Below are 24,538 nucleotides of genomic sequence, written 5' to 3'. Positions count from 1 at the left end.
TGCTGAAGGTGCGGTCGGTGCCGCGTTGACAGAGATATTAGTTACCGAGGAGACACACGTATTATCCGTGGTGCTCCTTGTGCGGAAGGCATGCGATGCACCAGCTGACAAGCCCGAGAATACGGTCGATGCCTGGTAGGTGCCTCCGTCTACATTATATTCAAATCCAGCACCCAGCGGTGCGGTGATCGTTACGGTGCACCGTAGGAACGGCGCATGTAGGCTGCGTGGTAACAGAACCCGAAGGTGCTGAAGGTGCGGTCGGTGCCGCGTTGACAGAGATATTAGTTACCGAGGAGACACACGTATTATCCGCGGTGCTCCTTGTGCGGAAAGCATGCGATGCACCGGCTGACAAGCCCGAGAATACGGTCGATGCCTGGTAGGTGCCTCCGTCTACATTATATTCGAATCCTGCCCCAAGCGGTGCGGTGATAGTTACCGTTCCAGTAGGAACGGCGCATGTAGGCTGCGTGGTAACAGAACCCGAAGGTGCTGAAGGTGCGGTCGGTGCCGCGTTGACAGAGATATTAGTTACCGAGGAGACACACGTATTATCCGCGGTGCTCCTTGTGCGGAAAGCATGCGATGCACCAGCTGACAAGCCCGAGAATACGGTCGATGCCTGATAGGTGCCTCCGTCTACATTATATTCGAATCCAGCACCCAGCGGTGCGGTGATCGTTACGGTCCCCGTAGGAACGGCGCATGTAGGCTGCGTGGTAACAGAACCCGAAGGTGCTGAAGGTGCGGTCGGTGCCGCGTTGACAGAGATATTAGTTACCGAGGAGACGCACGTATTATCCGCGGTGCTCCTTGTGCGGAAGGCATGCGATGCACCGGCTGACAAGCCCGAGAATACGGTCGATGCCCTGGTAGGTGCCTCCGTCTACATTATATTCGAATCCAGCACCCAGCGGTGCGGTGATCGTTACGGGCCCCGTAGGTACGGCGCATGTAGGCTGCGTGGTAACAGAACCCGAAGGTGCTGAAGGTGCAGCAGGCGTAGTCAAATTGACTGTAGCACCCTGAGTCGTACAAGTATTATCGGTGGCATTTCTTACTCTTAAAATATAAGACCCCCCACTTAGTCCACTAAATGTATTGGATGCCTGGTAGCTCGTACCATTATTAATACTATACTCTACTCCTGCTTGTGTATTAAAAACAATCGAACCCCCGGTTGGTGCTCCACAAGTAGGCTGTGTAACGCTGGAAGTAGTAGGAGTTGCTGGAGCAGCAGGAGTAACTAAAGTTACTGTACTTGCTGCCGGAGTAGAACAAGTTGTATCAATTGTACTTCTTACTCTCAAATTATAAGTACCTCCGCTCAATCCACTGAATGTTGGAGATGCCTGATAACTTGTACCACCATTGATACTATACTGTACATTTGATTGTGTATTGAAAACAATAGAACCACCCGATGGGGCAGCACATGTAGGTTGTGTAACGCTTGAAGTAGTTGGTACTGCCGGTGTGGCAAGTGTCAAAGTTACTGTACTAGCAGCTTGTGTAGTACAAGTGTTATCGCTTGTTCTTCTTACTCTTAAAGTATATGTTCCGGCACTAAGACCATTGAATGTGTTTGATGCCTGATATGTAGAGCCATTATTAATACTGTACTCTACTCCTGCTTGTGTATTGAACACAATCGAACCGCTATTCGGAGCAGCACAAGTAGGATTTGTTGTACTTGATGTAGTTGGAGTGGCTGGCGGTGTCGGCGCAGCATTTACAGATATACTCGTCGGCGATGAAACGCTGGTATTATCTGATACTCTTCTTACCCTGAAAGCATGGCTTCCCGGAGTTAAGTTTGTAAAGGTTGCCGATGCCTGATAAGTTCCGCCATCAACGTTATATTGAAAACCAGTTCCTTCAGCCGGTGACGAAATCACAACAGTGCCAGTTGGAACTGCACAAGTTGGCTGAACAGTAACACTACCCGTCGGTGCAACCGGAAGCGGTGCCGGAGTTGTAATAACGGTATTATTAGTAGTAACCGGATCGATTTCATTTCCTGAAATAGTTGCAGTATTAGCTTTACTACCTGTCTCTAAAATTGTAACGGTCATGCTGAGTGTAGCACTTGATCCGTTGTTCAGATTACCAATCGTCCAGACTCCCGTACCTGAATTATAAGAACCCGCAGATGGTGTCGCCGAAACAAAAGTATATCCTGCTGGCAACAAATCATTTACGACAACACCGGTAGCATTAGCAGCTCCAAGGTTAGTTGCCGTTAATGTGAATACTATATTAGACCCGGCAACCGGGGTCATATTTGGTGTCGTTTTGGTAATTCTGAGATCAGTATTTTTTACGATGCCGTAATTTTTAGAACATTGTGCTGCTCCTGCTCCTGTAAAGCTAACAGGATAAAGAACAGGCGTAGAAGTCTGCACATAACCGTTTGCTAAAGGTGTAGTCAGTCTAACTATGTAACTGGCCGGGGCATAAGTATTATAAGCTATTTGTATATTATCCAAAACATACACACCTGTATTAGATGCATTTGGAATAAGGAAACGAATCGCCATATTGGCTGTCCAATAGGTATTAGGAAGAACAATATTGCCTGTTCCTGTTGAATTGGCTGGGCCTATCGTTCCAACTGTCGTCCAGGTGGCACCATCCGGTGCAGCCTGTACATTCAATATATCTGTGGCAGCAGTACCGCCGGTTTTAGTAAAGTCGTAGGTCAGAGTAGCAGAAATGGCGCCTGTAAGATTTGCAGACCTTTGTATGCTTCGCACAGAAGCTCCGGAAATTCTCAATGCATTTCCTGTTACTGTAATGTTTCCAGCTGTAGCATTTGTCGCCTCGCCTGTTTCTGTCCAGTTCGATGCCCAGTTTACTGTACCATTATTAAGATTATAAGCAGCAGAACTGAATTGGTCACGCACTGTATTTGCAGTTTGTGGCGGCGTGATATTGAATTGGTATGTTCCTCCGGAAACAGTTGAAGTAGTTTGTACTACCGCATCTGCTCCGTTGATTAAACCATCACCGTTTGCATCACTCAATAAGTCAACAGAAACACTTTGTATTCCCGCTTCACCAGGATTACGGGTTCCATTATTATTGGTATCATTGTAAACAAAGCCAACTACAGTATTTTGTCCAGGTATTGAAGTACAGGCAACGTTGAGCGTAACAGTGGCAGGCGAACATACGGTAGGATCGTCTTTACTACATACAGTATATTGGAATGAATCTGCACCGTTATAACCTGTATTTGGCGTATAAGTAATTGTTCCGTCAGGATTAACCACTACGCTGCCATTTGTCGGCGCAGATGTAATCGTTACCGTTGCCGGATCAGGAATACCCACAACATCATTTGTCAAAACAGATAAAGTTTGCGGAACATCCGTGATGATGTTATAAGAATCATTTGAAGCAGTCAAATGAGCAATTACACCCATATACAAGTTTTTCACACAAGTACCAAATCCGGTAACCGTTGCTGTACGGGTATTTAATGACGAGGTCGTGAATCTTCCGCCAGTTGCCGAAACATCTTCTCTTACAATATAACAAGCAGTCGATTGCGTATAGCTGACTTTAACATCGTCAATATTAACAGTATTTGTATTACTGAAGTTACCATTATTGACAAATGCGATAATATTATTGCCATTTGCATTAAATACACCAGAAGGAATAGTGATAATTACAGAAGTATAAGTCGTTTCAGCAACCGTTAATATCCTTGTAATCGTATATACAGTAGTACCATTTACTGTTACTGCCAATGCATCATTGGCATCTAAAACCCCTCTTTTAAATCTGAACGATAACGTTGCATCTGTTGCATTACTGAACAGTACCCCTCTCGAAGCCGATTTATTGGCACCATTCATTATAAGGACAAAGTTTCCACCATCACTGGCAATAGTTACCGGTGAGGTATTGAAATCATTGGTTCCTGACTCAATCCAGTTGGAACTGAAGTTTTGCGTACCGGTATTTCCGCCAACAGCGCCAGCAGAAGGAAATCCATCTAATGCATAAAATCCGGGAATTACGCTGAATTCGTAATTTCCGAACAAGATCTGACACTACAGATTCCTGAATAAACTCGGTTCCATTAACTGTTCCGCTGCAATCTGCATCCCTGTAAAGGTTGACCGTTACACCTCCGGTTAATTTTTCACCTGGATTATAGACGCCGTCATCAGGTAAAGACTCCACGAAAATTTTACCTGAAATCAGGTTTTCATTAGCCTTTGCGTTACAATTGGTAATCGTGATGGTAACTTTCGCATCATCACAAGTAGTCACATACTCTTTCGCACAAACTTGGTAGTTGAAAGTATCTGTTCCCAGATATCCAGTATTTGGCGTATAGGTAACAGTACCATCATTATTAACCTGAACCGTACCGTGAGTCGGCTGGCTGGTAATAATCACAGAAGCCGGATTTACAGTTGCAAGGAAACCGGAATCATTTGAAAGTATGCTTACTATAATAGGTGTATTGGGTTCGGTAACCTCCATGTCGTCATTGGCCAAAATAAGATTGGTCAAACATTTTGGCTGCATAACGGTTCCAACGTCAATCGCAGGAGATCCTGTCGAAGCACCGTTAGCATCTTCACCATAAACAGCAGCGAATGGAACTCCGCAACTGAAAATGGCAATACCACTTTGGTCACCAGTAGTAGCATTTCGTATACGCTGTTCCTGTAAAGCCGTTAATGTATAAGATACATCATAGGGAACATTACATGGACTCATAAATCGGCCAATGCAGTAAGGTTACCATCAAATTTTACATAGATGGTTGCATTGGCTGTTGGCGTAACCCAAATCGGGTTATAGTTGTTGCCCGTACCATTATTTATCGAGCCGGGTGCCCATGCAATACTTGTAAAATCTGTGAGACGTTCAGAAGCAAGAAGTGTTATCGCCCAGTCATAAGTAGATCCGGCAGCGTCATCATCCATAATCTGAATAGCCGTATATGCCTCGCCTCCCGCACTCTGAAATTTCCATCCGGAAACTGTCGTTAATGATATGGAATTACTTCCTGATGCCGGAACAACCAAACTTCCCGTAGTTGCAGTATTGGTCCAATTGATTGTAATAGGATTTGGCAGCGGATTGTAGAAATATACTTTTGTAGGCGCCGGATTGGCACCAGTCCAGGTTTGAGATACCGGAGTATAATAGGTACTTCCATAAAACAAAGATTGGAATATGTTAATATTCCTAGTTCCATAATTATCCAATGCACCAAATAATACGTCGACACCGACAGGCTTGTCTGCCGTAACAGTTGCCCCTGCCTTAATATCGACTGCAGTATTAATACCGGCATTTTTCTGGGCATCGGTAGCGCCCGCGACAGCAACCTCGTTACCGTCATAAAACCAGACTTCACCTTCATTAAGGACTTTTGTAGCATCGACAGTACCGTTACCGTCGTAGTCGAGATTTACATTTGTTCCATTTTGCGAGCCTTACCAAAAGAGACGCATAACGAAAAACAGGATTCGCTGCTGCTAAATCCTCTCCAAAACCTACAACGAATAAATTTCCAAAACGACTCGTATCATAAACGTCAGACTTAGCTAATTGGAGCGCAAACTGCCCCGTATCACCAGTTACTTTGGATACCGCAATATCATTGGTACTATATAATTTATCTTTACCATCATATTGTATATCGGTAATAGGAGCTACATCGCCCCTAAGATCACCATAGCCAAAAGTATTATCCAATACGATACTGGCACCAGCCGGCAAGAGATCTGTCGGATAACCGGGAGCAACACCATTTGTCAAATCACCATCACCCCAAATCAAAGTAGTTGATTGTGTAGGGTTTGTAATATCAGCTTCATATCCATCTTCCCAGTGATCGTAGGTCATTACAGCTCCGGGATACGGACTCTTGATACTTGTAATATTTCTTACAGAATAAGCCAGTGCATTGGCTCCAGTAGCATTCGCAGCACGACGCAAAGCCGTCCATAAATTATACTCCGGGAAGGGCATGTAGAAAGTCTTAGCCCTTGTAGCTTCTGAACAAGGATTAACAAAAGTCTGCGTAACTTCAATGTGAACCGTGGCCTGGACACATACAGGCGTTGGGGTCGTATAGTCACAACCTGGTAAACAATTTCATCAAGACCGATGTAGTTACCGTTTGGCAGATAAGTTATCGTTCCATTCAGACCCTGCTGGATTGTTCCCGCCACTGGCAGGTTGATAATCGTAACAGAGCCGGGATTGTAGTTCCCGGTATCATTTGTAAGCACGTTGAAAGTAGCAGGTTTTCCCTGAATCGTACTTACGTTATCATCAACCGCTACAACCTGTGCTTTCGCATTATTAGAATGCAAAAAGACCGTCGCAGCAAATAATAATAAATAAACTTTTCTGAAGTGTAATAATTCTCGCATATGTGTCTATGTAAATTATATAAATCTCTTAATAAAAATGGGGCGCAGCCAATTATGGCTTTCAGCGCACAAAAATATGTTAAAACCTGCCCTTTAACAGCAGGCGTACTTCTAAAACTTCAATGTTTTCGATATGTTGTGAAATAACATCGATGAAATACACCTGCGTTTTTTCACATTTTCACCGATTACATCATCTGTTAAAATTCTGGTCTTTAAGGAAAATTTAACTTCGCGTTTGATATATACGCAAAACATCCAAATCAGGATCTCCCCTAAAACCGTTAAATTGTTACGCTGTATATCTAAATGTTTTCAACAATTTTTTGTTAACAAAGATGAAAAGAAAATAAAAATTTTCCAAATTTAAACCTGTAGAAATTTAACTACCACTACGTGTTTAGCGAATAAAGTAGAATTAATACTACAAAATAAAAATCTGCCGAAAAAGAATAATCTGTAAATTCAACCACTCCCCTCACGCTACAAAATTAAATTTCAAAGGTTAAAAAATCATTAACTTTTGTTTAAACTATTTTTATTTTCACTGAACAAAATTACAATAATGACTACACATAAAAAAAGGATTACAGCTTTTAAATTGCTGCTGCTTTTCTCAACATTTTTAGTACAATCGCAAAGTCGGGTCAGCTGGGCTACCGACAGCGATGATTTACCACAAAACAGCATCAAATCTATTGCGCCAGACAAGTACGGATTTATTTGGATGAGTACTGAAAACGGGCTCGTACGTTACGATGGTAAGGATTTTGAAATTTTCAATAGCCAGAATATCGGCATAAAAAACAACCGCTTGTTTTATATCATCGGCAACGCGAAAAAAGACAGCCTTTATATCAATACCGATGTTGAAGATGATTACATCCTCATTAACCGCCATACTGCTAAAAAAATTGATCCGGCAAAATTCCCAAAAGCCCGGCAATATGTGCGTGGCATAACCAATATCCCTTTTACGGCAAATGGCATTCCAAGTGTTCTTTTCGGACTGCCAAAGATGCCTTATAAAATTCCGCTTCCGTCAGAATATTATTATGTCATTGCAAATGATACCATCAGTTTTTACAATCCGGAAGGAAAAATAATGGTTTCTCAACATTTCGAATACGAATCGAATGCCCGTTTTTTTTCATTCGGCGAAACGCTTTTTTACCTGAAAGATAATGGTGATTATGCGCGCATCGATAGCAATGGCGTTTTATGGAAGCATCTCGATATTTCAATCGGAGCAGAAGGCAGATTGATCTGGAATATCATCTCACAGCAAGTCTTCATTTATTCAAAAAACAATGTTTATACGATTTCAGCAAAAAATGACGCCTTGCAAAAATCTTTATTAATCACCGGCGAAAATCTCATTGCAGATAATGTTGGTCCAGATTTATCACGATATAAAAAACGGCATAGTTTATTTTGGAAGTCAGACAAAAGGACTTGGAATATATAAAATATTGCCGTTTAAAAGCTTGCACGCACAGGAAAAAACATCCGAAAAAGATGAAGTTTATTATGCAATTCACGGCATTTCAGGCAACAGAATAATTACTTCCAACGGAACCGTATTCGATAAAAATGGCGCAAAGGAAAGGCACAATTTTTCAAGCGACGGCTATGCAATTGTCATTGACAAAAACGAAGATGCCTGGACCAAATCGGGTGAAAATATCTATCGCTACAAAAATCATCCGGATATCAAAAGAAGAAACCTGGAAAATCGGCAATATCATTTCAACGTTTTGCCAGGCCCGACGGAAAAATCTGGTTCAGCACCGAAGACCTCTTATACAAATCCAAAGGACTCTATTATTTTTTACCGGAAGAAAATCCGGTTTTTCACAAATTTTCAGACAACAATCTTATGGTTACCTGCCTGCAGCAAAGCCGGAATGATGTTTTATGGCTGGGAACCAGAGCCGGCGTTTACAAACTCGATTTAAAAACCCGGAAATATTCTCAAATTCCGGGCAGCGAAGATCTGAAAGTTCGCTATGTCTTCCTATCCGGAAATGACATTTGGGTAACGACTTATGAAAAAGGTTTTTTTCTTTTCAGGAATGGAAAAAAATATACTTTCCCGACAGACAAGAACAAATACCTGCTCTCCTCGCATTGTATTATCGAAGACAAAAATGGTTTTTTCTGGATTTCAACCAACAAAGGCTTGTTCCAGATGTGCAAAAAAAGCCTGCTTGATTATGCCGAAAAGAAAATAAAAGCTGTTTATTATCATTACTATAACAAAGATTCCGAATTTACAACAAACGAATTCAATGGCGGCTGTCAGCCTTGCGGCGTATTCAACGGCGAGAATATTTTCCTGCCTTCGATTAACGGAATTGTGACTTTTAATCCTGATAATATCCATCCGATTTTATCCTATAACGCCATTTTTATCGACAAGGCAGAAATTGACGGTAAAGAACTTCAAGTTACTGACACATTAAAACTCGACAGGAATTTTGGGCGCATTACATTTTTTTGCAGCAGCCCCTATTACGGAAATGCCAACAACCAAAATCTCGAGGTAAAACTTGACGGCCAGGATGCTTTAGACTGGACGGAAATTTCGCCTGACAATAAAATCTCATTCACCAATCTTTATCCGGGCGTTTATGAACTGACGATCCGGAAACTTTCAGGTTTCAACAATATTTACATTTATAAAAAAATGGCAATTGTCATTGCGCCGGCATTCTGGCAAACCGTCTGTTTCCGGATTTTGATTTTGATACTGGTTGTATTTTTTATTTTATTGCTCTACAAACTCCGTACGAAATACATCAGGCGCCGCAACATTTTGCTCGAACGTTCGGTAAACGAAAAAACCTCCGATTTGCGCAACACCATCAGTACACTTCGGAAAACTAAAGATACGCTGAACCTGCAAATAGAAAACAACACCAAAATCATCCAGATCATTACGCATGACATTAAAAGTCCGCTCAAATTTATGTCGATGGCCAGCAAATACATGTATGACACTTTTGAAGAAGATACCGAAGACCTCAAAGATAACATTCATGCCATTTACAGCTCGTCTTCGCAGATGTATAATTTTGTCGAAAACCTGCTTGAATATTCCAAAGTAAATTTTGAAGATGATGAATTATCTGCGAGACCATTTGTACTGCATGATGTAATCAATGAAAAAATCTCGTTGTTTGAAGGCATCGCCGGTTCAAAAAAGACCATTATAAAAAATATGGTTCCTGATCAGGTAATGCTGAAAAAGAACAAGCAATTATTCCGGATTGTATTGCACAACCTGCTTGACAATGCCGTAAAGAACACAACGAATGGCATTATCACTTTCTCTTCTGAGACAAGTGAAAATAGTACACTCATCAAAATAACAGACACCGGAAAAGGCATAAATGCCATTTTGCTGCATTATTACCAATCGCTGTCGGATAATTTTGATTTAAAACGAAGCAAAAATAAAGACAGGGTTGGCCTGCATATCGTACTCGAGTTGTTAATGATCCTCAACGGAAAAATGCAGATTGACAGCAAAGAAGATTATGGCACGACAGTAACGCTTATCTTTTAGTTGAAAGCAGCTTCGTCATGCGACCGGAACAACAAAGCCAATGCAACGGTATTACTGACTTCAAGTTTTTCAAAGATCCGGTTTTTGTAAGTACTTACTGTGCTGTTTTGCAAATAAAGCTTGTTGGCAATTTCAAGATTACCTTCGCCTTTGATCAAAAGCCTTGCAATTTCCATTTCTCTTGCAGAAAGTACACCCAACGGATTAGCAGCATGTTTGTTCAGTAGGTTTTCCTCCATTTTTTGCTTTATTGATTCACTGATGTAAGTTCCGCCATCCAGAATGGAAGAGAATGCCAGCTTGAATTCGGCTTCACTGCACAATTTATTCAAATAACCGTCAGCGCCGGATTTTAAATAGCGTACCGCATACAAATCTTCGTCGTAAGCTGAAAAAATAAGAATTTTAATATTGGGGCGGACCGCCTTAATCAGGCTTATCATCTGTATGCCTTTACCTTCGGGAATTGCAATGTCAAGAACAATAAAATCGAAAGCTTCCTGTTCGATTTTCGTCATTATTTTTCCGAAATCTTCCGCGTGAGAAATCGCCAGGTTTTTGTAATCTTCTTTGAGTATAAGATAGACTCCCTGCCGGACAACGCTGTGGTCGTCAGCCAGAAGGACTTTAATATCAGTAATCATTTTTTAATTGGTTGGTAGTTATTCCAAATGTATTACAATTTTCGACTTTTCCAAGTTTCGGCAATAAATTTTACGAACATTTTGAAACAAATCCACTGTTGAAATTTTAATTATTAAGCGTACTTTTGCAGCTGATTTATCAGGATTATGGGTTTTACAGAAGAAATTAAAAGACGACGCACATTTGGCATCATTTCGCATCCCGATGCGGGAAAAACTACGCTTACGGAAAAACTTCTCCTTTTCGGAGGTGCGATTCAGGAAGCCGGTGCCGTAAAAAATAACAAAATCAAAAAGGCGCGACTTCCGATTTTATGGAAATCGAGCGCCAAAGAGGAATTTCGGTATCAACATCGGTGCTGGCGTTCAATTACAAAGACAAAAAAATCAATATTCTTGATACGCCCGGCCACAAGGATTTCGCCGAAGATACGTTTCGAACTTTAACAGCAGTCGACAGCGTAATCGTTGTTATCGACGTTGCAAAAGGTGTCGAGGAACAAACTGAAAAACTGGTTGCAGTTTGCCGCATGCGCAAAATCCCGATCATCGTTTTTATAAATAAACTTGACCGTGAAGGAAAAGATGCTTTCGATTTGATGGATGAAGTGGAACAGAAACTCGGATTGACCGTTACACCATTGAGTTTCCCGATCGGAATGGGTTATGACTTTCAGGGAATTTATAATCTTTGGGAAGAAAACATCAATCTTTTCAGTGGTGACAGCCGTAAAAATATCGAAGAAACAATTGCTTTTTCAGACGTACAGAACAATCCGGAGCTGGAGAAAATCATCGGGCAAAAACCTGCCGAAAGACTGCGCGAAGAACTCGAACTGATCGATGAAGTTTATCCGAAATTTGACCGTCAGGATTACCTCGACGGAAGATTACAACCAGTGTTTTTCGGTTCTGCATTGAATAATTTTGGCGTGAGGGAATTGCTCGACTGTTTTGTTGAAATTGCACCTTCTCCCCGACCAAAAGAATCAGAAACCAGGCTTGTTGATCCGGCCGAAGATAAAATGTCGGGTTTTGTTTTTAAAATCCATGCCAATATGGATCCGAAACACCGCGACCGTCTGGCATTTGTGAAAATTGTTTCGGGCACTTTTGAAAGGAATAAACCTTATTTGCACGTACGCCAAAATAAAAACCTGAAATTCTCAAGTCCGAATGCATTTTTTGCCGAGAAAAAAGAAATTGTCGATATTTCCTACCCTGGTGATATCGTCGGATTGCACGATACCGGGAATTTTAAAATTGGCGACACTCTGACCGAAGGTGAATTGATGAGCTTTAAAGGAATTCCGAGTTTTTCACCGGAACATTTCAGGTACATCAACAACGCCGATCCGTTAAAAGCCAAACAACTTGATAAAGGAATTGACCAGTTGATGGACGAAGGCGTGGCGCAATTATTTACACTCGAAATGAACAACAGGAAAGTTATCGGGACAGTTGGCGCGCTGCAATATGAAGTCATTCAATACCGGCTTGAGCATGAATATGGTGCTAAATGTACCTATGAAAATTTTCCCGTTCACAAGGCCTGCTGGGTAAAGCCTGATGATGCAAAAAGCGAGGAATTTAAAGAGTTCAAACGCATCAAGCAGAAGTTTTTGGCGAAAGATAAATATGACCAATTAGTGTTTCTGGCTGACTCGGATTTTACGATTCAGATGACGCAAAGCAAGTACCCGAATGTGAAGTTATTTTTCACTTCAGAATACGATTAAAACTAGTTAAGAAAAGTATTACAAGAAAAAAATATTGCGTTTTTTTTAATAAAAATTAGAATATTCAACAAAAAGCATTAAATTTGTAGTCTCGTTAACATTTTTTAACACGAATACGTGGGATTTAAAGCAAAAAAAACGTTTTGTTAATTTGATTTATTAAAATAAATGTTACATTTACAAAAAGTTTAAAATCTAAATTATATTATTATGAAATTTAATTACTCAAAATTCTTGCTATCAATTGTGATGCTGACAGTAAGCTTTGCAACGTTTGCACAAGCGCCGGATCCGGATGAAGAAGTTGGAGGTGGTGACCCGCCTGCACCAATAAATACAAAATTGATTTACCTTGCTATCGTTGGTATCGCATTTGCTTACTACCAGTTCAGAGCGCAAAGAAAAACTGCATAAATCAATTTTTCCTGCATAAAAAACGCACCAAATTTACACTTGGTGCTTTTTTTGTTTCTATTAATTAAACCAATTGTTTTTGTCGGATAAACGCGTCAATCACATCTAAATATTCACAGTATAAGCAGCGATGTTATTCTTCAAAAAGCCAAAAATATTTCTTCGTGATCTGCTTACAGATTATATTGATATTCACTCCCACCTGCTTTTTGGCATCGACGACGGCGCAAAAACTTTCGAAGACACCTTATTCCTGACCAATTCATTAATGGAATTTGGCACTAATGCATTTATTACTACGCCGCATACGATCAATCATGTTTGGGACAATACGCGTGAAGGCATCCTTGCAAAACATGATGAAACAACTAAATTGCTGAGCGGCAACAACGTCAATATCCCTTTTCGTTCGGCTTCGGAATATCTTATGGATGTTGATTTCGTGACCCAATTCAACAGAGAGCCCTTGCTTACCCTAAAAGACAATTATGTATTGGTTGAGATGTCTTATATGAATGCCCCAATCCAATTGTATGACATCCTATTTGATTTACAGAATGCAGATTATATTCCTGTTTTAGCGCACCCTGAAAGATATGTCTTTTACCACAACAACATCGCTGAATACAAGCGCTTAAAGAAGGCTGGCTGTCATTTTCAACTCAACTTGCTGTCTTCTGTCGGTTATTATGGAGAAGCCGTTTTTCAGACCGCTAAAGAGCTGCTATCATTGGGAATGATAGATTATGTTGGCTCGGATGCGCACCACAAAAACCATATCCAGGCGTTTCAATAACAAGTTAGAAATTAAAGACTTGTCTCCGCTCAAAACTGCAATTGCAAACAATAATTTCTTCAGATAAAAAAAGGAAGTCTTACGACTTCCTTCTCAACTTATTCATCAGGTTAACATGCCATGGCACTTTCTTGACTTCAACGCCATAGCCGTAGCCATATCCATAACCATAGCCGTAACCATAGCCATACCCATAACCGTAGCCATAACCATAACCTTTAGTAGCATCGGTATCATTAAGGAGGATAGACATGTGCGGTAGTTTTTTCTGTTCGTATAAAGTTTGCGGAATCCTCAGCATTCGCTTATCAAGGAAGTTGGCCCTTACCACATAAATAAATGAATCGGCATGTTTTGCAATCAATAATGTATCGGTTACAAGACTTACTGGTGCCGTATCCACAATAAGATAGTCAAACTCTTTCTTCAGGGTTTCAAACATTGCATCAACTTTGCTGCTTAATAATAATTCGGCCGGATTTGGTGGAATGATACCTGCCGGCAATACATAAAAATCTTCGTAACCGTCAAGCTTTACAATAAGATCTTTGATATTCGCAGTTTTGGAAGAAAGATAAGTCGTAACCCCTCTGTTGGGTAAATTCATATACTCATCCAGCTTTGGATTACGAATATCAAGACCAACAAGCAGTACTTTTTTACCCGAAAGCGCAAATGTTCCCGCAAGGTTCACAGATATAAACGTCTTTCCTTCTTTAGGGAAAGTTGATGTCATGAAAATCGTTTTTGCCTGTCCTTCCGGTACTTGGTTGAGGATAAAATCAAGATTCGTTCTTACAATCCTCATCGCCTCAGCTGAACTCGAACGGCTGTTAACTTTGATAAGTTCATCGTGCGTTTCAGATTTTGGCACGTCACCAATAAATGGAATTGTAACGCGGCTTTCAACGTCAAATCTGTTGTTGATTTTATTGTCAAGCAATTCTCTGATGTAAATTATTGAGAACGGAATTACCAATCCAAGTATTAACCCAATCAGGTAGATAATTTGCTTTTTTGGCGAAACCGGTATCGGATTAGAATAACCTGAGTCAATTATCTTCGAATTCGGGCCGTAACTGCAAGCGTAATGGCATTTTCTTCACGCTTTTGCAACAAATACAAATAAATCGTCTGCTTGATGTCGCGGTTCCTTACAATACCTGTAAATTCTTTCTCCTGACCCGGGACAGCGCTTATTTTGCCATTCACAATCCTGCCTTGCCCTTCAATCTCTTTCTGTTTGATCAATAATGAAGACTTCAGCGTTGACAGGCTTTTAATAATACTGGAACGCAAATCAGTCAATTGCCTTTGGTTATTTAGCACCGTACTGTTCAGGTCTGTTGCGCTTTGCCTTACTTTCGCAGTTCGTGTAACCAGGTCATTATAAGTGGCAATGAGTCCGACTGCATCGCTTTGTTCCGGAATTACGTTAGTAGGAATAATATCAGCAATCGTACTTTTTGAAATGTAATCAACCATTGACTCAACCACTTCAATTTGTGTTGCGATTGCTGCAATATTCTTTTGATAATCACTGGCAGTTTGAAGAAAAACATTAGCTTCCGAAGTAATATCCATCAGCTTGTTAGTCGTTTTAAAACTTACCATACCGCTCTCAACACTGTCCAGTTCACGGGCGATGTTTTTGAGCCTGGCATTAATAAATATTTCAGTCTTCGCCGCTACCTGATTCTTGTCTTTAACAGCGTCTTCATTGTATTTTTTAATAAGCGTGTTCAGAAAATCAACACCAATTTCTTTTATAGGATCGACAATTGAAAGCGTCAGAACGCTGCTTGATAATTTGTTCACCGGCTCAACGTTCAGACGGTTTTGGTAGGTGTTAACAGCACTCTCAATTTTGGTAAGCTTTACTGTAACGGTGCTGGCAAGTGTCGTACCTGGTTTCGGAATATTCTTAGTAATAATAAGACTTCCAAGTTTACTTTTAACAGTCTCCCCTAGATAATGCGTGCCGATTTTTGACAACTTAGAATCCAGTAATTCATACTTATTGCCCGAAATAAGGTGCACCGTAAATGTGGTATCAGTCTTATCAAAATCAACAGCCTTTTCAATAAAACTTACATGGATTGGCGTATTTGAATAGGTACGCGAAGTTTTAAGACGGCCTTCCGTATAATAAGCGACCTGCAGGTTAAGACTATCGACCGCAGCTCTTACAAGCCTTCTTGATTTTAAGACTTCAATTTCGTTATCAACATTACTTTTTACCGGGCCGAGAAGATCAGAAAAAGCTGATAATTCAGATGTAATCCCTCCTTTTTATCATCCTTGATAAGGATTGTGGCTTCCATTTTATATTCCGGAGTAGCATAACGCAGGTAAAAATAGGTTCCGAAAAGACAGATAATAGCAGAAAGCACAAACCATTTCCAGTGATAAATGTATTTTGCAATCTGGTCTTTGAGATTTATCTGACGATCGGAAGAATCTTCAGTTTGTTCAATGGACTTAAAATTATTTTCCATATTATCTTATTAATAAAGCGATTACGGTAATGACAAGCGAAATAGCAGTCAGACCGGCAGTAATATTTGGCCCAATTACAGAAGAATTAATTTTGGTCTTATTCGGCTGCACGTAAATCTGGTCATTCTGATCAAGATAATAATAAGGCGAGTTGATAAAATCTGCCGAAGTAATATCGATAAAATTATGCGTTTGCACACCGTTAATTTCACGGATAACGAGCACCTGCTTACGGTCGCCGTAAATCGTTAAATCGCCCGCTTTACTTAAAGCTTCCGGAAGTGTTATCCTTTCAGTTTCAATAGGATATGTTCCCGGACGCGCCACTTCACCCATAACAGAAATCTTGTAATTCATGATACGGAGATTAACAATCGGGGATTTAATGTATTTTTTTAATTCTGATTTAATCTTATCAATCGCCTCAGTTTTAGTAAGGCCGCCCAGTTTCATACTGCCAATAACGGGAAATTCGATGTTGCCGTTAGCATCAATGAGGTAAGTCTGGTAGTGAAGAGACGTATTGGAACGATCAGCTTCAGTAGTAGAATAACTGATAAGGTTATACGGAATTGCCGCTTCAGGATCAGGCGCTGAGATAATGATTAATAACAAATCATCCGCCTGAAGCTGTGGCTCATATTGTGTTTTGGCGTCTCCAGATTTAGCGTTTTGTATGCCCTGAAAATAAATCAGTTTCTCTTTTGGGGCACATGCTGAAAGAATTATAAATAGAGAAAAAAATGGTAATATCCTTTTTATCATATCATTTTTGGTTATAAAAAAGCCGGATTTGTTGAATTTCCGGTTTATTTAAGAGCACTGCAAATATAATTATTTCTGTCAAACAAACGCCGAATACAAGCGTTATTGCTCGATAATTTGACTTTTTGGCGAATTATCGAGCACCTGAAAATCAGAATTCATACTCACGAATTCAGGTACAATCGCTTTCATTTTCGAAACAATGGCGTGGTTTGAATAGGCATTTGCAGTCGTAATCAATTCATTCACAGCCGTAAAGACGCGTTCTGAATCTTCGCCAGCCTCTTGTGCAATCATTATTTTTTCATGGTGCGTCGGCAATGTCTTGGCAGAATCATTAAGAAGTTCTTCATACAATTTTTCACCGGGACGCAATCCGACAATTTCTATTTTGATTTCCTTACCAGGCGTAAAACCTGCAAGCCTGATCATTTTATTCGCCAAATCGATAATTTTAACCGGCTTGCCCATGTCGAAAATGTAAATTTCGCCACCTTTTCCCATCGCTCCAGCTTCAAGTACCAATTGACAGGCTTCAGGAATCGTCATAAAATAGCGGATGATTTCTGGATGTGTAATTGTTACCGGACCGCCTTTGGCAATTTGTTCGGTAAATAATGGCACCACAGAGCCGTTTGAACCCAATACATTTCCAAATCTTGTTGTAATAAACTTAGTATTGCACTGGTGGTTTTCGACATTAAACTGATGGTGAAGTGCCTGCACATATTTTTCGGCAATTCTCTTACTTGCCCCCATTACATTACTTGGATTTACCGCTTTATCTGTAGAAACCATCACAAAACTTTCGACATTGTAAGTACAGGACAAATCAGCGATATTTTTCGTTCCGGCTACATTTACAAAAATTGCCTGCGCCGGATTTTCCTCCATCAACGGTACGTGCTTATAGGCTGCGGCATGAAAAACGACATTCGGACGGTATTTTTTAAACACTTCCTCTACCGATTCCTTATTCCTGATATCGGCAATCACAGAAACCATATTGATCCCCGCTTCAAGCAGGTTCATTTCAAGCGTCAGGTGGTGTAGCGGCGTTTCTGCCTGATCGAGTATGATAACTTTCCCGGGACTGAAACTAATCACCTGGCGAACAATTTCACTTCCGATGGAACCGGCAGCACCTGTAATCAATACGGTTTTATCCTGAAGCTGCGATGAAATCGATTGGTCGTCGAGTACAATTGGTTTTCTTTCCAATAAATCCTGGATTTGAAAATTCTTTACTTTTTGGGAAATTTCATTGCGGTCTTCCCAGTCAGAAATCAACGGCACCGTGTAGACTTTGTAATTGAATTCGAGGCATTCATCCACGATAATCAATTGCTCTTCTTTAGAAAGGCTTTTATCGGCGATAATTAATGCCTCCGCTTCAACAGAACGCATCAAAACCGGAATTTTTTTCTTCAGGTTGAGGATTGGAAGGTTTAAAATCCTTTTTGACGAATTCTGATTTTCTTTATCAACAAAACCAACAATCCGGAAGCGCGATGGTTTTTCAGATTTAAGCGCATTGGCAACAGAAATAGCATTCGCATCCGAACCATAAATCAGCGCCCTTATCAATTCATTGTTCTGGCTTTCGGAAAAATAAATCTCAAAACTCTGTTTGACCACAATTCGATAGATGAACAGCGCACAAAATGTAAAAATGAAATTAATGAAAAGCCCGGCATTCATGAAGAGTTTCCTGTCGTAAAAAATATAGCTGGTGTAATTGATCAGCACCAGGAAAATCAACGTGAGAAAGAGCGCAATGAATATTTTTACGGCATCAATGTAGGAAGAATGCCTGATGATTCCGGAATACGTCCTGAACAACCAGAAAAAGAAAAGGTTCAGGAAAATAAATGCGGGAATGATGAAATAAAGGAAACCGCCGTGCACATAATTACGGCCCATTTCGTCAAGCATTTTATAAGTGATGAGCGCGCAGAACGAAACAATCATCATATCGATTGACAGGATGACCCACCTTGGCAGATAGCTTATGTTTCTCATATTCCCGATGGCTTTAAGCCTGTCGAAACTTTGGGAAAAAGAAGGAACAAAATTTGTTTTTTTATCGTTGCTCAACTTAACTGAATTTATTCTTTAATCGTTGTAAAAGTAATCCAAAAACATCCTATACTACAAAAAAAACCAATGAAATTAACCGCTTAAGGTTTTATTTATAATGAAAAAAAAGAGGCAAAAGCCGATTTCAATCTCAATTTTTCATTTTCGGTCAGGTTAGAACCTGAAGGCAGGCACAAGCCGTTCTCGAATAATTTTTCTGAAACCGTTCCGCCATAAAACGGATATTTTTCAAAAACCGGCTGCAAATGCATCGGTTTCCATAACGGGCGGCTTTCAATATTGAACTGCTCTAAAAACAAGCGCAAATCTTCACGTGTTTTGCCGTTTGTTTTAATCGGATCAACTAAGATTGCACTTAGCCAATAGTTCGAATAATAATCATTGTCAGGTGCCGAAAATACTGAAACTCCTTCAACTCCTGAAAGGATTTCAATATAAAATTCATGCATCTTTCTTCTTAATTCGACATGCGCCTGCAGCACTTCCATTTGTCCTCTTCCGATTCCTGCGCAGATGTTACTCATCCTGTAATTATAACCGATTTCGCTGTGCTGGTAATGCGGTGCATTGTCACGAGATTGCGTCGAAAAGAACACGGCACGGTCTTTTAAAGCCTTTGTTGGCGTTACAATAGCGCCTCCGCCTGAAGTCGTGATAATTTTATTTCCGTTGAAAGATAAAACGCCAATATCGCCGAAAGTACCGCACATTTGTCCTTTATAACGACTCCCCAACGCTTCTGCACTGTCTTCCATGACCGGAATTTCGTAGGCTTTTGCAATCGCGTGAATTTCTTCGATTTTATAAGGCGTTCCATACAAATGCACCGGAATGATTGCTTTTGGCTTTTTACCTTTTGCAATGCGGTCTTTTATGGCTTCTTCGAGCGCTTTCGGACACATATTCCATGTATCAGGTTCGCTATCAATAAAAACCGGCGTTGCGCCCTGGTACATAATCGGATTGGCAGAAGCCGAAAAAGTCATGCTTTGGCAAATCACTTCATCACCAGCTTTTACTCCGAGTAAGATCAAACCCAAATGCAATGCGGCCGTTCCTGAACTCAATGCACCCACAAATACCTCTTTTTCAAGATATTTTTCAAGATCTTGTTCCAATCCTGTAACATTTGGCCCAGCGGTGCGACCCAGTTCGAATCAAATGCTTCCTGAACATACTTTTGTTCGTTTCCACCCATGTGCGGCGATGAGAGCCAGATTTTGTCGTTATTCATGTTGCTTTTAATTACGTGAAATTAAGAATTACGGATTTTGACACAATAAGGCATATGCCCTATTAACTTTCAAAATCGGCGTCCATTTTTTTGCCAAAAATAGTGTAAATAATTATTTTAATATCCAGCCAAAGCGACTGTTTTTGTTGGTATAATAAGTTGATCCTGATTTTATCGGGAAAGATAATTTTGTCGTTGTATTGCTGCGGGTTTTCCTGTTCGGATAAAAGCTGCTCCTCGTTGGCATATTTCAGGCTTGCCGACAGGCTGATTCCGGGTTTTAATTCTAAAATTTTCCGGTCATCGCCTTCGAGCAAATCATAATATCCGGGAATATCAGGGCGTGGTCATACCATACTCATATCGCCTGTAAAAACATTTAAAAGCTGCGGCATTTCATCGATTTTTGATTTTCTTAAAAAATTGCCGAAAGCAGAAATAACTGCATTCTTTCCTGCTTCTTCCCGCATTGTTCTCAATTTATAAATCCTGAAACGTTTTCCGAATTGGCCGATTCTTTCTTGCATGAAAAGTCCGCCGGAACGCGTATCAATGGCCGCAAGAATCAGAAAAAAAAGAATAATTGGTAAAAAAAACAACAAGCCAATTCCGGACATTACAATATCGAATATGCGCTTACTGGCTTTTTTCATTGGATGGAATTATTGATTGGTGCGCATCCGTTAGAAGATTTTATTGGCGGGATTTCCAAAATAAGTTCCCGGTTTTTTGATTGTCCTGAGCACGACAGCTCCGGCACCAATCCTGGTATTATCCGGAATTTTAACGCCCGGTAAAACAACAGCATTTGAACCTATGAAAACATTATTACCGATGACAGCGCCACCACCAATATCAACATTGGCCATAATGCTGGTAAAATTTCCCACAATCACATCGTGACCGATTTGCGATCCGGAATTGACAGTCACGCAATCACCAAGCGTCACATTACAGGAAACCACTACAAACGGGCACAATACATATCCAATTCCTAAATGGCTGTTGTTGCCGATAACAGAAAACTCATGCACCATTGATAGCAAAACAGTATCATTCTGACGTATTAAATCCAATGCTTTTTGCTTGATTTCTGGAGATGCAATGGCAAGCAGGAGGTTTTTTCCTTTCCAGTCACCATCATTGAAAAATCGACCGATTATATTGAAATCGTTCTTAATTCCTTTAAGCGCTTCGGCATCATCGTCTAAATAGCCTTTCAGGGCATATTCGGAAGACAAATTTGATTTCTGCATCCAGGATTCCAATTCGCGCGACAATCCGCCTGCGCCAATCATATACAGGTCTTTTTTATTGAACGGAGTATCCACCATCGATTTTGATATTTTGGCCGGTAATCCAGCGGCTTCCGTCAGACAATAAAAAGGCGATTAGCGGGACTACATCTGTCGTTTCACCAATGCCCAACGGATGCATATTTTTGATTCTTTCGATATTTTCGGCATCGATTTGCGAAAATAATTTTTGTGTCATCGGTGTATTTACGACCCGGGAGCAATTGAATTGACACGGAATTTTCTTTTCGCCAATTCGAGTGAAGAAGCTTTGACAACACCTATAATCGCAGCTTTCGTAGCACAATAACCTACTTTCCCGGCCTGTCCTAATTCTCCCATCACAGAAGAAAGAAAAACCACAGAAGCGCCGTCGTTTGAATATTTTTTCTTTGAAAAATAACGAAGCAATTCAATTCCTGAAAACACATTGATATCGAAAATTTTCTCCATTGCAGCATGCGTGGAAAGTGTCAACGGAAGTGTTTCTTCGATGCCGGCGCAATGCACGAAGCCATCGAATTTTTCAGAATCATCATTTTCAAAAATTGTTTCATAAGTATCAAAATCGGTCAGCTCAATACCCAGGAACCTGAAGTTTTGATGGCTGATTCCGGCTTCTTTTATTTTGGATTCATCCCTGCCGATGGCAACGACTTTGCAGTTATTTTGTATGAGATATTCGCACAAGGCCAAACCCAAACCGGAAGTAGCGCCTGTGACCAGAATTTTTTTGTCGTGAATCATGAAATTGCATTTTCCTGACGCGAATCAGATTTCGCGCATTGGTACTATTTTTATTCCTTGTGTATTGATGATGGCATTGCCCCAGTTGAGTTCGGAGCCGTATCCGCTTAATATAATTTTTTGTGCCGAATCGAATTTTTCGCTGTAGGAAGCCATCACTAACGGAATCGAAACGCCGCTCGTATTTCCAAAATCGGCAATATTCACCAGCATTTTATCTGCAGCGACACCTAACTGTGCAGCAATCTGCCTGATGATAAAATGATTCGACTGGTGCAGTAAAAAGTAATCAATCGTGTCTTTATTCACGCTGGATTTCTCGAGCAGTTTTTCAATTCCGGATGAGATTTCCCTCAATGTAAAATCAAAACTTTCGGGCCATCCATTTCAAGATTGGTGCGGTTTTTTACATTGCCGTTTTCATCTTCATTGAAGATCAGGCTTTCAGCGGTAGCGGCATTTCTGTAACCACCATCCTGAATTCTTATTGCATCGGCATTGGCGCCATCTGAAAAGAAATTAAAGAATGATGGCTGTGCATTTTCATCTTTATCGATCAAAACCGCGGCAGCACCATCTCCAAACAACATTGTCGTGGCACGGTCTTTCGGCGATAAAATCTTTGAAAGCGTTTCTGCGACGATAAAAAGTACTTTGCCTTTGGTTGTCTTTGCAATTGAAAAAGCAATGCTCAATCCTTGTATAAATCCGGCGCAACCGGCGTTGATATCAAGGCAGAGCATTTCTCTTTCAAGCCCAATCTGGCCTGAAGAATATTAGATGTAAACGGAATTTTATAATCTGGGGTCTGGCTCAGGAATATTAAGCAGTCGATGTCATCCCGTTCAACGATCGATTCGTCAAACAGACTCAAAGCGGCTTCATATCCCAAATCGGAAGCGGTAACATTGTCTGCAGCCCAGCGCCTTTCCAGAATCGAAACAGTTTTTTCAAAAATCCGCAACTCTTTCGGGCTGAGCAGTTCATTGAAAAAATCGTTGCCGACTTTGTTTTTCGGAACGCAGGTCGCCAGTGCTTTTATCGCTACACCATCAAATTCCTGATACATATTTAGTCGAATTTATCAGCGCCGATTCTTTCGATTAATGAATCAACTGTGGTCACATTTTTTAAGTCGGCATCAGTCAAGGTCACGCCAAATTCATTCGAAACGTATCCGATTAGTACCATTGCAGCCATAGAATCCCACTCATCTAAATCTTTCAGATTAGTGCCGTTTTCCAATTGCGCATCGAACTCAAGTTCTTCCTGTAATCCTGCTATAAAGTCCTGTTGTGTCATGATATTCGTATTTATAATTTGTTTTTTATTGTGATGAGACCGCCTGACCATGAAAGGCCGACGCCGAAACCAACAAGCATGATTTTCTGCGCTTCATTAATGTTTTGGCTGTAATCCTTGAGTGCAATCGGAATCGTGCAGGAAACCGTATTGCCGCCTTCTTTCAAATCGATATAGAAATTTTCAGGTGCGATTTTGAGTGATTTTCGCATGAAATTGAGCATGAATGCATTCGCCTGATGGAAAATGAATTGCTGTACGTCTTCATTTGCAATTCCGTTTTTTACTAATAATTCCCGTGTAAATGCCGGAATTACGGTATTGGTGAAATTGAAAACATCCGGACCATTCATGTACAGATTGTTATCTGTGTAAGTGTTGTTGGTGCCGTAAGTGATTTCTTCCGCCTTTGGATCGAATGGAAACCTGCTCGCGCCGTTTTTTACTATTAATTTATCGTAACCGGCGCCGTCAGTCCCGAAAAGAAAATCACCAAAATGTTCTTCTTCCGAAAATGAAACCAGTGAAGCCGTTGCCGCATCGCCAAAAATCGCACGGTTGGAGCGATCGCCGGGATGCATGTATTTGGAATAAGTTTCGGCAGTTACCAACAGTATATTTTTCGCCTGTCCGGAATTGATAAGTCCTTTGGCCAGACTCAATCCGTAAGTGTAACCCGAACAACCCAAATTGTAATCGAAAGCGCCTGCGGTTTTCGGGAGTCCAAGTTCGTTTTGCAGCATACAAGCGGTTGTCGGAAGGAAATATTCCGGACTTTGCGTACAATAAATCAAATAATCAACCGTGTCTTTGTCGTGGTTTTGCAGCAATTTTTCACAGGCTTTTTTGGCGAGGTCGAAAGCGGTTTCGTTCTCCCCTACCCAATAACGGCTGAAAATACCAACTTTAGATTCGAACTGGGCGAAATCATAATCGGGAAAAATCTTGCCAAGATCTTCGTTGGTGACCTTGTTTTCCGGATAAACGTATTCAATTGCTTTTATGGTAACACCCAT

General features: G+C 40.7%; 25 protein-coding genes and 3 pseudogenes. 6 read left to right on the top strand and 22 right to left on the bottom strand.

Annotated features, from left to right (window positions below):
• Nucleotides 1-160: 160 nt before the first annotated feature.
• From ACSLFW_RS07805 to ACSLFW_RS07780, 6 genes are all read right to left on the bottom strand, one after another.
• Complete coding sequence (locus ACSLFW_RS07805) at nucleotides 161-850, bottom strand: hypothetical protein (RefSeq protein ID WP_436555302.1); 690 nt, start codon at nucleotides 848-850, stop codon at nucleotides 161-163.
• Nucleotides 801-4,058 carry an Ig-like domain-containing protein gene (locus tag ACSLFW_RS07800; RefSeq protein WP_436555301.1) on the bottom strand — a complete coding sequence of 1,086 codons (3,258 nt, stop codon included), beginning with the start codon at nucleotides 4,056-4,058 and terminating at the stop codon, nucleotides 801-803. The genes ACSLFW_RS07805 and ACSLFW_RS07800 overlap by 50 nt, the downstream gene beginning before the upstream one ends.
• The gene (locus ACSLFW_RS07795) at nucleotides 3,940-4,746 is read right to left on the bottom strand and encodes an Ig-like domain-containing protein (RefSeq protein ID WP_436555300.1); all 807 of its coding nucleotides are present in this window, start codon (nucleotides 4,744-4,746) and stop codon (nucleotides 3,940-3,942) included. Before ACSLFW_RS07795 ends, ACSLFW_RS07800 begins: the two co-directional genes overlap by 119 nt.
• Nucleotides 4,743-5,198, bottom strand: coding sequence for a hypothetical protein (locus tag ACSLFW_RS07790; RefSeq protein ID WP_436555299.1), 456 nt, complete (start codon nucleotides 5,196-5,198; stop codon nucleotides 4,743-4,745). Before ACSLFW_RS07790 ends, ACSLFW_RS07795 begins: the two co-directional genes overlap by 4 nt.
• Before the next feature lie 229 nt (nucleotides 5,199-5,427).
• Nucleotides 5,428-6,009 (bottom strand): hypothetical protein, encoded by a 582-nt coding sequence (locus tag ACSLFW_RS07785; RefSeq protein ID WP_436557508.1) that lies wholly within the window; start codon nucleotides 6,007-6,009, stop codon nucleotides 5,428-5,430.
• The gene (locus ACSLFW_RS07780; RefSeq protein WP_436555298.1) at nucleotides 5,925-6,416 is read right to left on the bottom strand and encodes an Ig-like domain-containing protein; all 492 of its coding nucleotides are present in this window, start codon (nucleotides 6,414-6,416) and stop codon (nucleotides 5,925-5,927) included. Before ACSLFW_RS07780 ends, ACSLFW_RS07785 begins: the two co-directional genes overlap by 85 nt.
• A 565-nt stretch (nucleotides 6,417-6,981) precedes the next feature.
• On the opposite strand from ACSLFW_RS07780, the gene ACSLFW_RS07775 reads away from it, so the two are divergent.
• The 3 genes from ACSLFW_RS07775 to ACSLFW_RS07765 are packed head-to-tail and all read left to right on the top strand — an operon-like array spanning nucleotide 6,982 to nucleotide 9,987.
• Nucleotides 6,982-7,884 carry a two-component regulator propeller domain-containing protein gene (locus ACSLFW_RS07775; protein WP_436555297.1) on the top strand — a complete coding sequence of 301 codons (903 nt, stop codon included), beginning with the start codon at nucleotides 6,982-6,984 and terminating at the stop codon, nucleotides 7,882-7,884.
• Nucleotides 7,885-7,903: 19 nt separating this feature from the next.
• The gene (locus ACSLFW_RS07770) at nucleotides 7,904-8,374 is read left to right on the top strand and encodes a hypothetical protein (protein WP_436555296.1); all 471 of its coding nucleotides are present in this window, start codon (nucleotides 7,904-7,906) and stop codon (nucleotides 8,372-8,374) included.
• Nucleotides 8,296-9,987, top strand: a complete 1,692-nt coding sequence (locus ACSLFW_RS07765) for an ATP-binding protein (protein ID WP_436555295.1) — start codon at nucleotides 8,296-8,298, stop codon at nucleotides 9,985-9,987. The genes ACSLFW_RS07770 and ACSLFW_RS07765 overlap by 79 nt, the downstream gene beginning before the upstream one ends.
• On the opposite strand, the gene ACSLFW_RS07760 is transcribed toward ACSLFW_RS07765, so the two are convergent.
• On the bottom strand, nucleotides 9,984-10,631 hold the full coding sequence (locus tag ACSLFW_RS07760; protein ID WP_436555294.1) for a response regulator: 648 nt from the start codon (nucleotides 10,629-10,631) through the stop codon (nucleotides 9,984-9,986). The genes ACSLFW_RS07765 and ACSLFW_RS07760 overlap by 4 nt on opposite strands.
• 147 nt (nucleotides 10,632-10,778) lie before the next feature.
• Between ACSLFW_RS07760 and ACSLFW_RS07755 the strand changes: the two are divergent.
• The 3 genes and pseudogenes from ACSLFW_RS07755 to ACSLFW_RS07745 all read left to right on the top strand — a co-directional run bounded on the left by ACSLFW_RS07755 (nucleotide 10,779) and on the right by ACSLFW_RS07745 (nucleotide 13,580).
• A pseudogene (locus tag ACSLFW_RS07755) lies at nucleotides 10,779-12,370 on the top strand (peptide chain release factor 3).
• A 210-nt stretch (nucleotides 12,371-12,580) separates the two neighbouring features.
• Nucleotides 12,581-12,784 carry a hypothetical protein gene (locus tag ACSLFW_RS07750; protein ID WP_436555293.1) on the top strand — a complete coding sequence of 68 codons (204 nt, stop codon included), beginning with the start codon at nucleotides 12,581-12,583 and terminating at the stop codon, nucleotides 12,782-12,784.
• A 130-nt stretch (nucleotides 12,785-12,914) separates the two neighbouring features.
• The gene (locus ACSLFW_RS07745) at nucleotides 12,915-13,580 is read left to right on the top strand and encodes a tyrosine-protein phosphatase (RefSeq protein WP_436555292.1); all 666 of its coding nucleotides are present in this window, start codon (nucleotides 12,915-12,917) and stop codon (nucleotides 13,578-13,580) included.
• A gap of 79 nt (nucleotides 13,581-13,659) precedes the next feature.
• Here ACSLFW_RS07745 and ACSLFW_RS07740 read toward each other — a convergent pair whose 3' ends face one another.
• From ACSLFW_RS07740 to ACSLFW_RS07670, 15 genes and pseudogenes are all read right to left on the bottom strand, one after another.
• Nucleotides 13,660-14,559, bottom strand: coding sequence for a CpsD/CapB family tyrosine-protein kinase (locus ACSLFW_RS07740; RefSeq protein WP_436555291.1), 900 nt, complete (start codon nucleotides 14,557-14,559; stop codon nucleotides 13,660-13,662).
• 77 nt (nucleotides 14,560-14,636) lie between these two features.
• Nucleotides 14,637-15,575 (bottom strand): hypothetical protein, encoded by a 939-nt coding sequence (locus tag ACSLFW_RS07735; RefSeq protein WP_436555290.1) that lies wholly within the window; start codon nucleotides 15,573-15,575, stop codon nucleotides 14,637-14,639.
• Nucleotides 15,576-15,817: 242 nt separating this feature from the next.
• Nucleotides 15,818-16,078, bottom strand: coding sequence for a Wzz/FepE/Etk N-terminal domain-containing protein (locus ACSLFW_RS07730; protein ID WP_436555289.1), 261 nt, complete (start codon nucleotides 16,076-16,078; stop codon nucleotides 15,818-15,820).
• Between the two features lies 1 nt (nucleotide 16,079).
• Nucleotides 16,080-16,844, bottom strand: coding sequence for a polysaccharide biosynthesis/export family protein (locus ACSLFW_RS07725; RefSeq protein ID WP_436555288.1), 765 nt, complete (start codon nucleotides 16,842-16,844; stop codon nucleotides 16,080-16,082).
• 102 nt (nucleotides 16,845-16,946) lie between these two features.
• The gene (locus ACSLFW_RS07720) at nucleotides 16,947-18,866 is read right to left on the bottom strand and encodes a polysaccharide biosynthesis protein (protein WP_436555287.1); all 1,920 of its coding nucleotides are present in this window, start codon (nucleotides 18,864-18,866) and stop codon (nucleotides 16,947-16,949) included.
• A gap of 170 nt (nucleotides 18,867-19,036) precedes the next feature.
• Nucleotides 19,037-20,178, bottom strand: a pseudogene (locus ACSLFW_RS07715) (DegT/DnrJ/EryC1/StrS family aminotransferase).
• Nucleotides 20,179-20,240: 62 nt separating this feature from the next.
• A pseudogene (locus tag ACSLFW_RS07710) lies at nucleotides 20,241-20,831 on the bottom strand (sugar transferase).
• 30 nt (nucleotides 20,832-20,861) lie between these two features.
• Nucleotides 20,862-21,512: a NeuD/PglB/VioB family sugar acetyltransferase gene (locus tag ACSLFW_RS07705; RefSeq protein WP_436555286.1), complete on the bottom strand. Its 651-nt coding sequence runs from the start codon at nucleotides 21,510-21,512 to the stop codon at nucleotides 20,862-20,864.
• A complete protein-coding gene (locus ACSLFW_RS07700; RefSeq protein WP_436555285.1) occupies nucleotides 21,490-21,672 on the bottom strand; it encodes an SDR family oxidoreductase in 183 nt (60 codons plus the stop codon). Before ACSLFW_RS07700 ends, ACSLFW_RS07705 begins: the two co-directional genes overlap by 23 nt.
• Before the next feature lie 8 nt (nucleotides 21,673-21,680).
• Complete coding sequence (locus ACSLFW_RS07695; RefSeq protein ID WP_436555284.1) at nucleotides 21,681-22,220, bottom strand: SDR family NAD(P)-dependent oxidoreductase; 540 nt, start codon at nucleotides 22,218-22,220, stop codon at nucleotides 21,681-21,683.
• 24 nt (nucleotides 22,221-22,244) lie between these two features.
• The gene (locus ACSLFW_RS07690) at nucleotides 22,245-22,577 is read right to left on the bottom strand and encodes a 3-oxoacyl-[acyl-carrier-protein] synthase III C-terminal domain-containing protein (protein WP_436555283.1); all 333 of its coding nucleotides are present in this window, start codon (nucleotides 22,575-22,577) and stop codon (nucleotides 22,245-22,247) included.
• The gene (locus tag ACSLFW_RS07685; RefSeq protein WP_436555282.1) at nucleotides 22,574-22,963 is read right to left on the bottom strand and encodes a hypothetical protein; all 390 of its coding nucleotides are present in this window, start codon (nucleotides 22,961-22,963) and stop codon (nucleotides 22,574-22,576) included. The genes ACSLFW_RS07690 and ACSLFW_RS07685 overlap by 4 nt, the downstream gene beginning before the upstream one ends.
• Nucleotides 22,912-23,289, bottom strand: coding sequence for a hypothetical protein (locus ACSLFW_RS07680; protein WP_436555281.1), 378 nt, complete (start codon nucleotides 23,287-23,289; stop codon nucleotides 22,912-22,914). The genes ACSLFW_RS07685 and ACSLFW_RS07680 overlap by 52 nt, the downstream gene beginning before the upstream one ends.
• Before the next feature lie 2 nt (nucleotides 23,290-23,291).
• Nucleotides 23,292-23,522 carry an acyl carrier protein gene (locus ACSLFW_RS07675; RefSeq protein ID WP_436555280.1) on the bottom strand — a complete coding sequence of 77 codons (231 nt, stop codon included), beginning with the start codon at nucleotides 23,520-23,522 and terminating at the stop codon, nucleotides 23,292-23,294.
• An 11-nt stretch (nucleotides 23,523-23,533) separates the two neighbouring features.
• The gene (locus ACSLFW_RS07670; protein WP_436555279.1) at nucleotides 23,534-24,538 is read right to left on the bottom strand and encodes a ketoacyl-ACP synthase III; all 1,005 of its coding nucleotides are present in this window, start codon (nucleotides 24,536-24,538) and stop codon (nucleotides 23,534-23,536) included.

It is taken from the genome of Flavobacterium sp. 3HN19-14 (genome assembly GCF_051373205.1).
Taxonomy (GTDB): domain Bacteria; phylum Bacteroidota; class Bacteroidia; order Flavobacteriales; family Flavobacteriaceae; genus Flavobacterium.
Note: the sequence above shows the minus strand (reverse complement) of the source record. Positions and strands in the feature narration are given on the sequence as shown.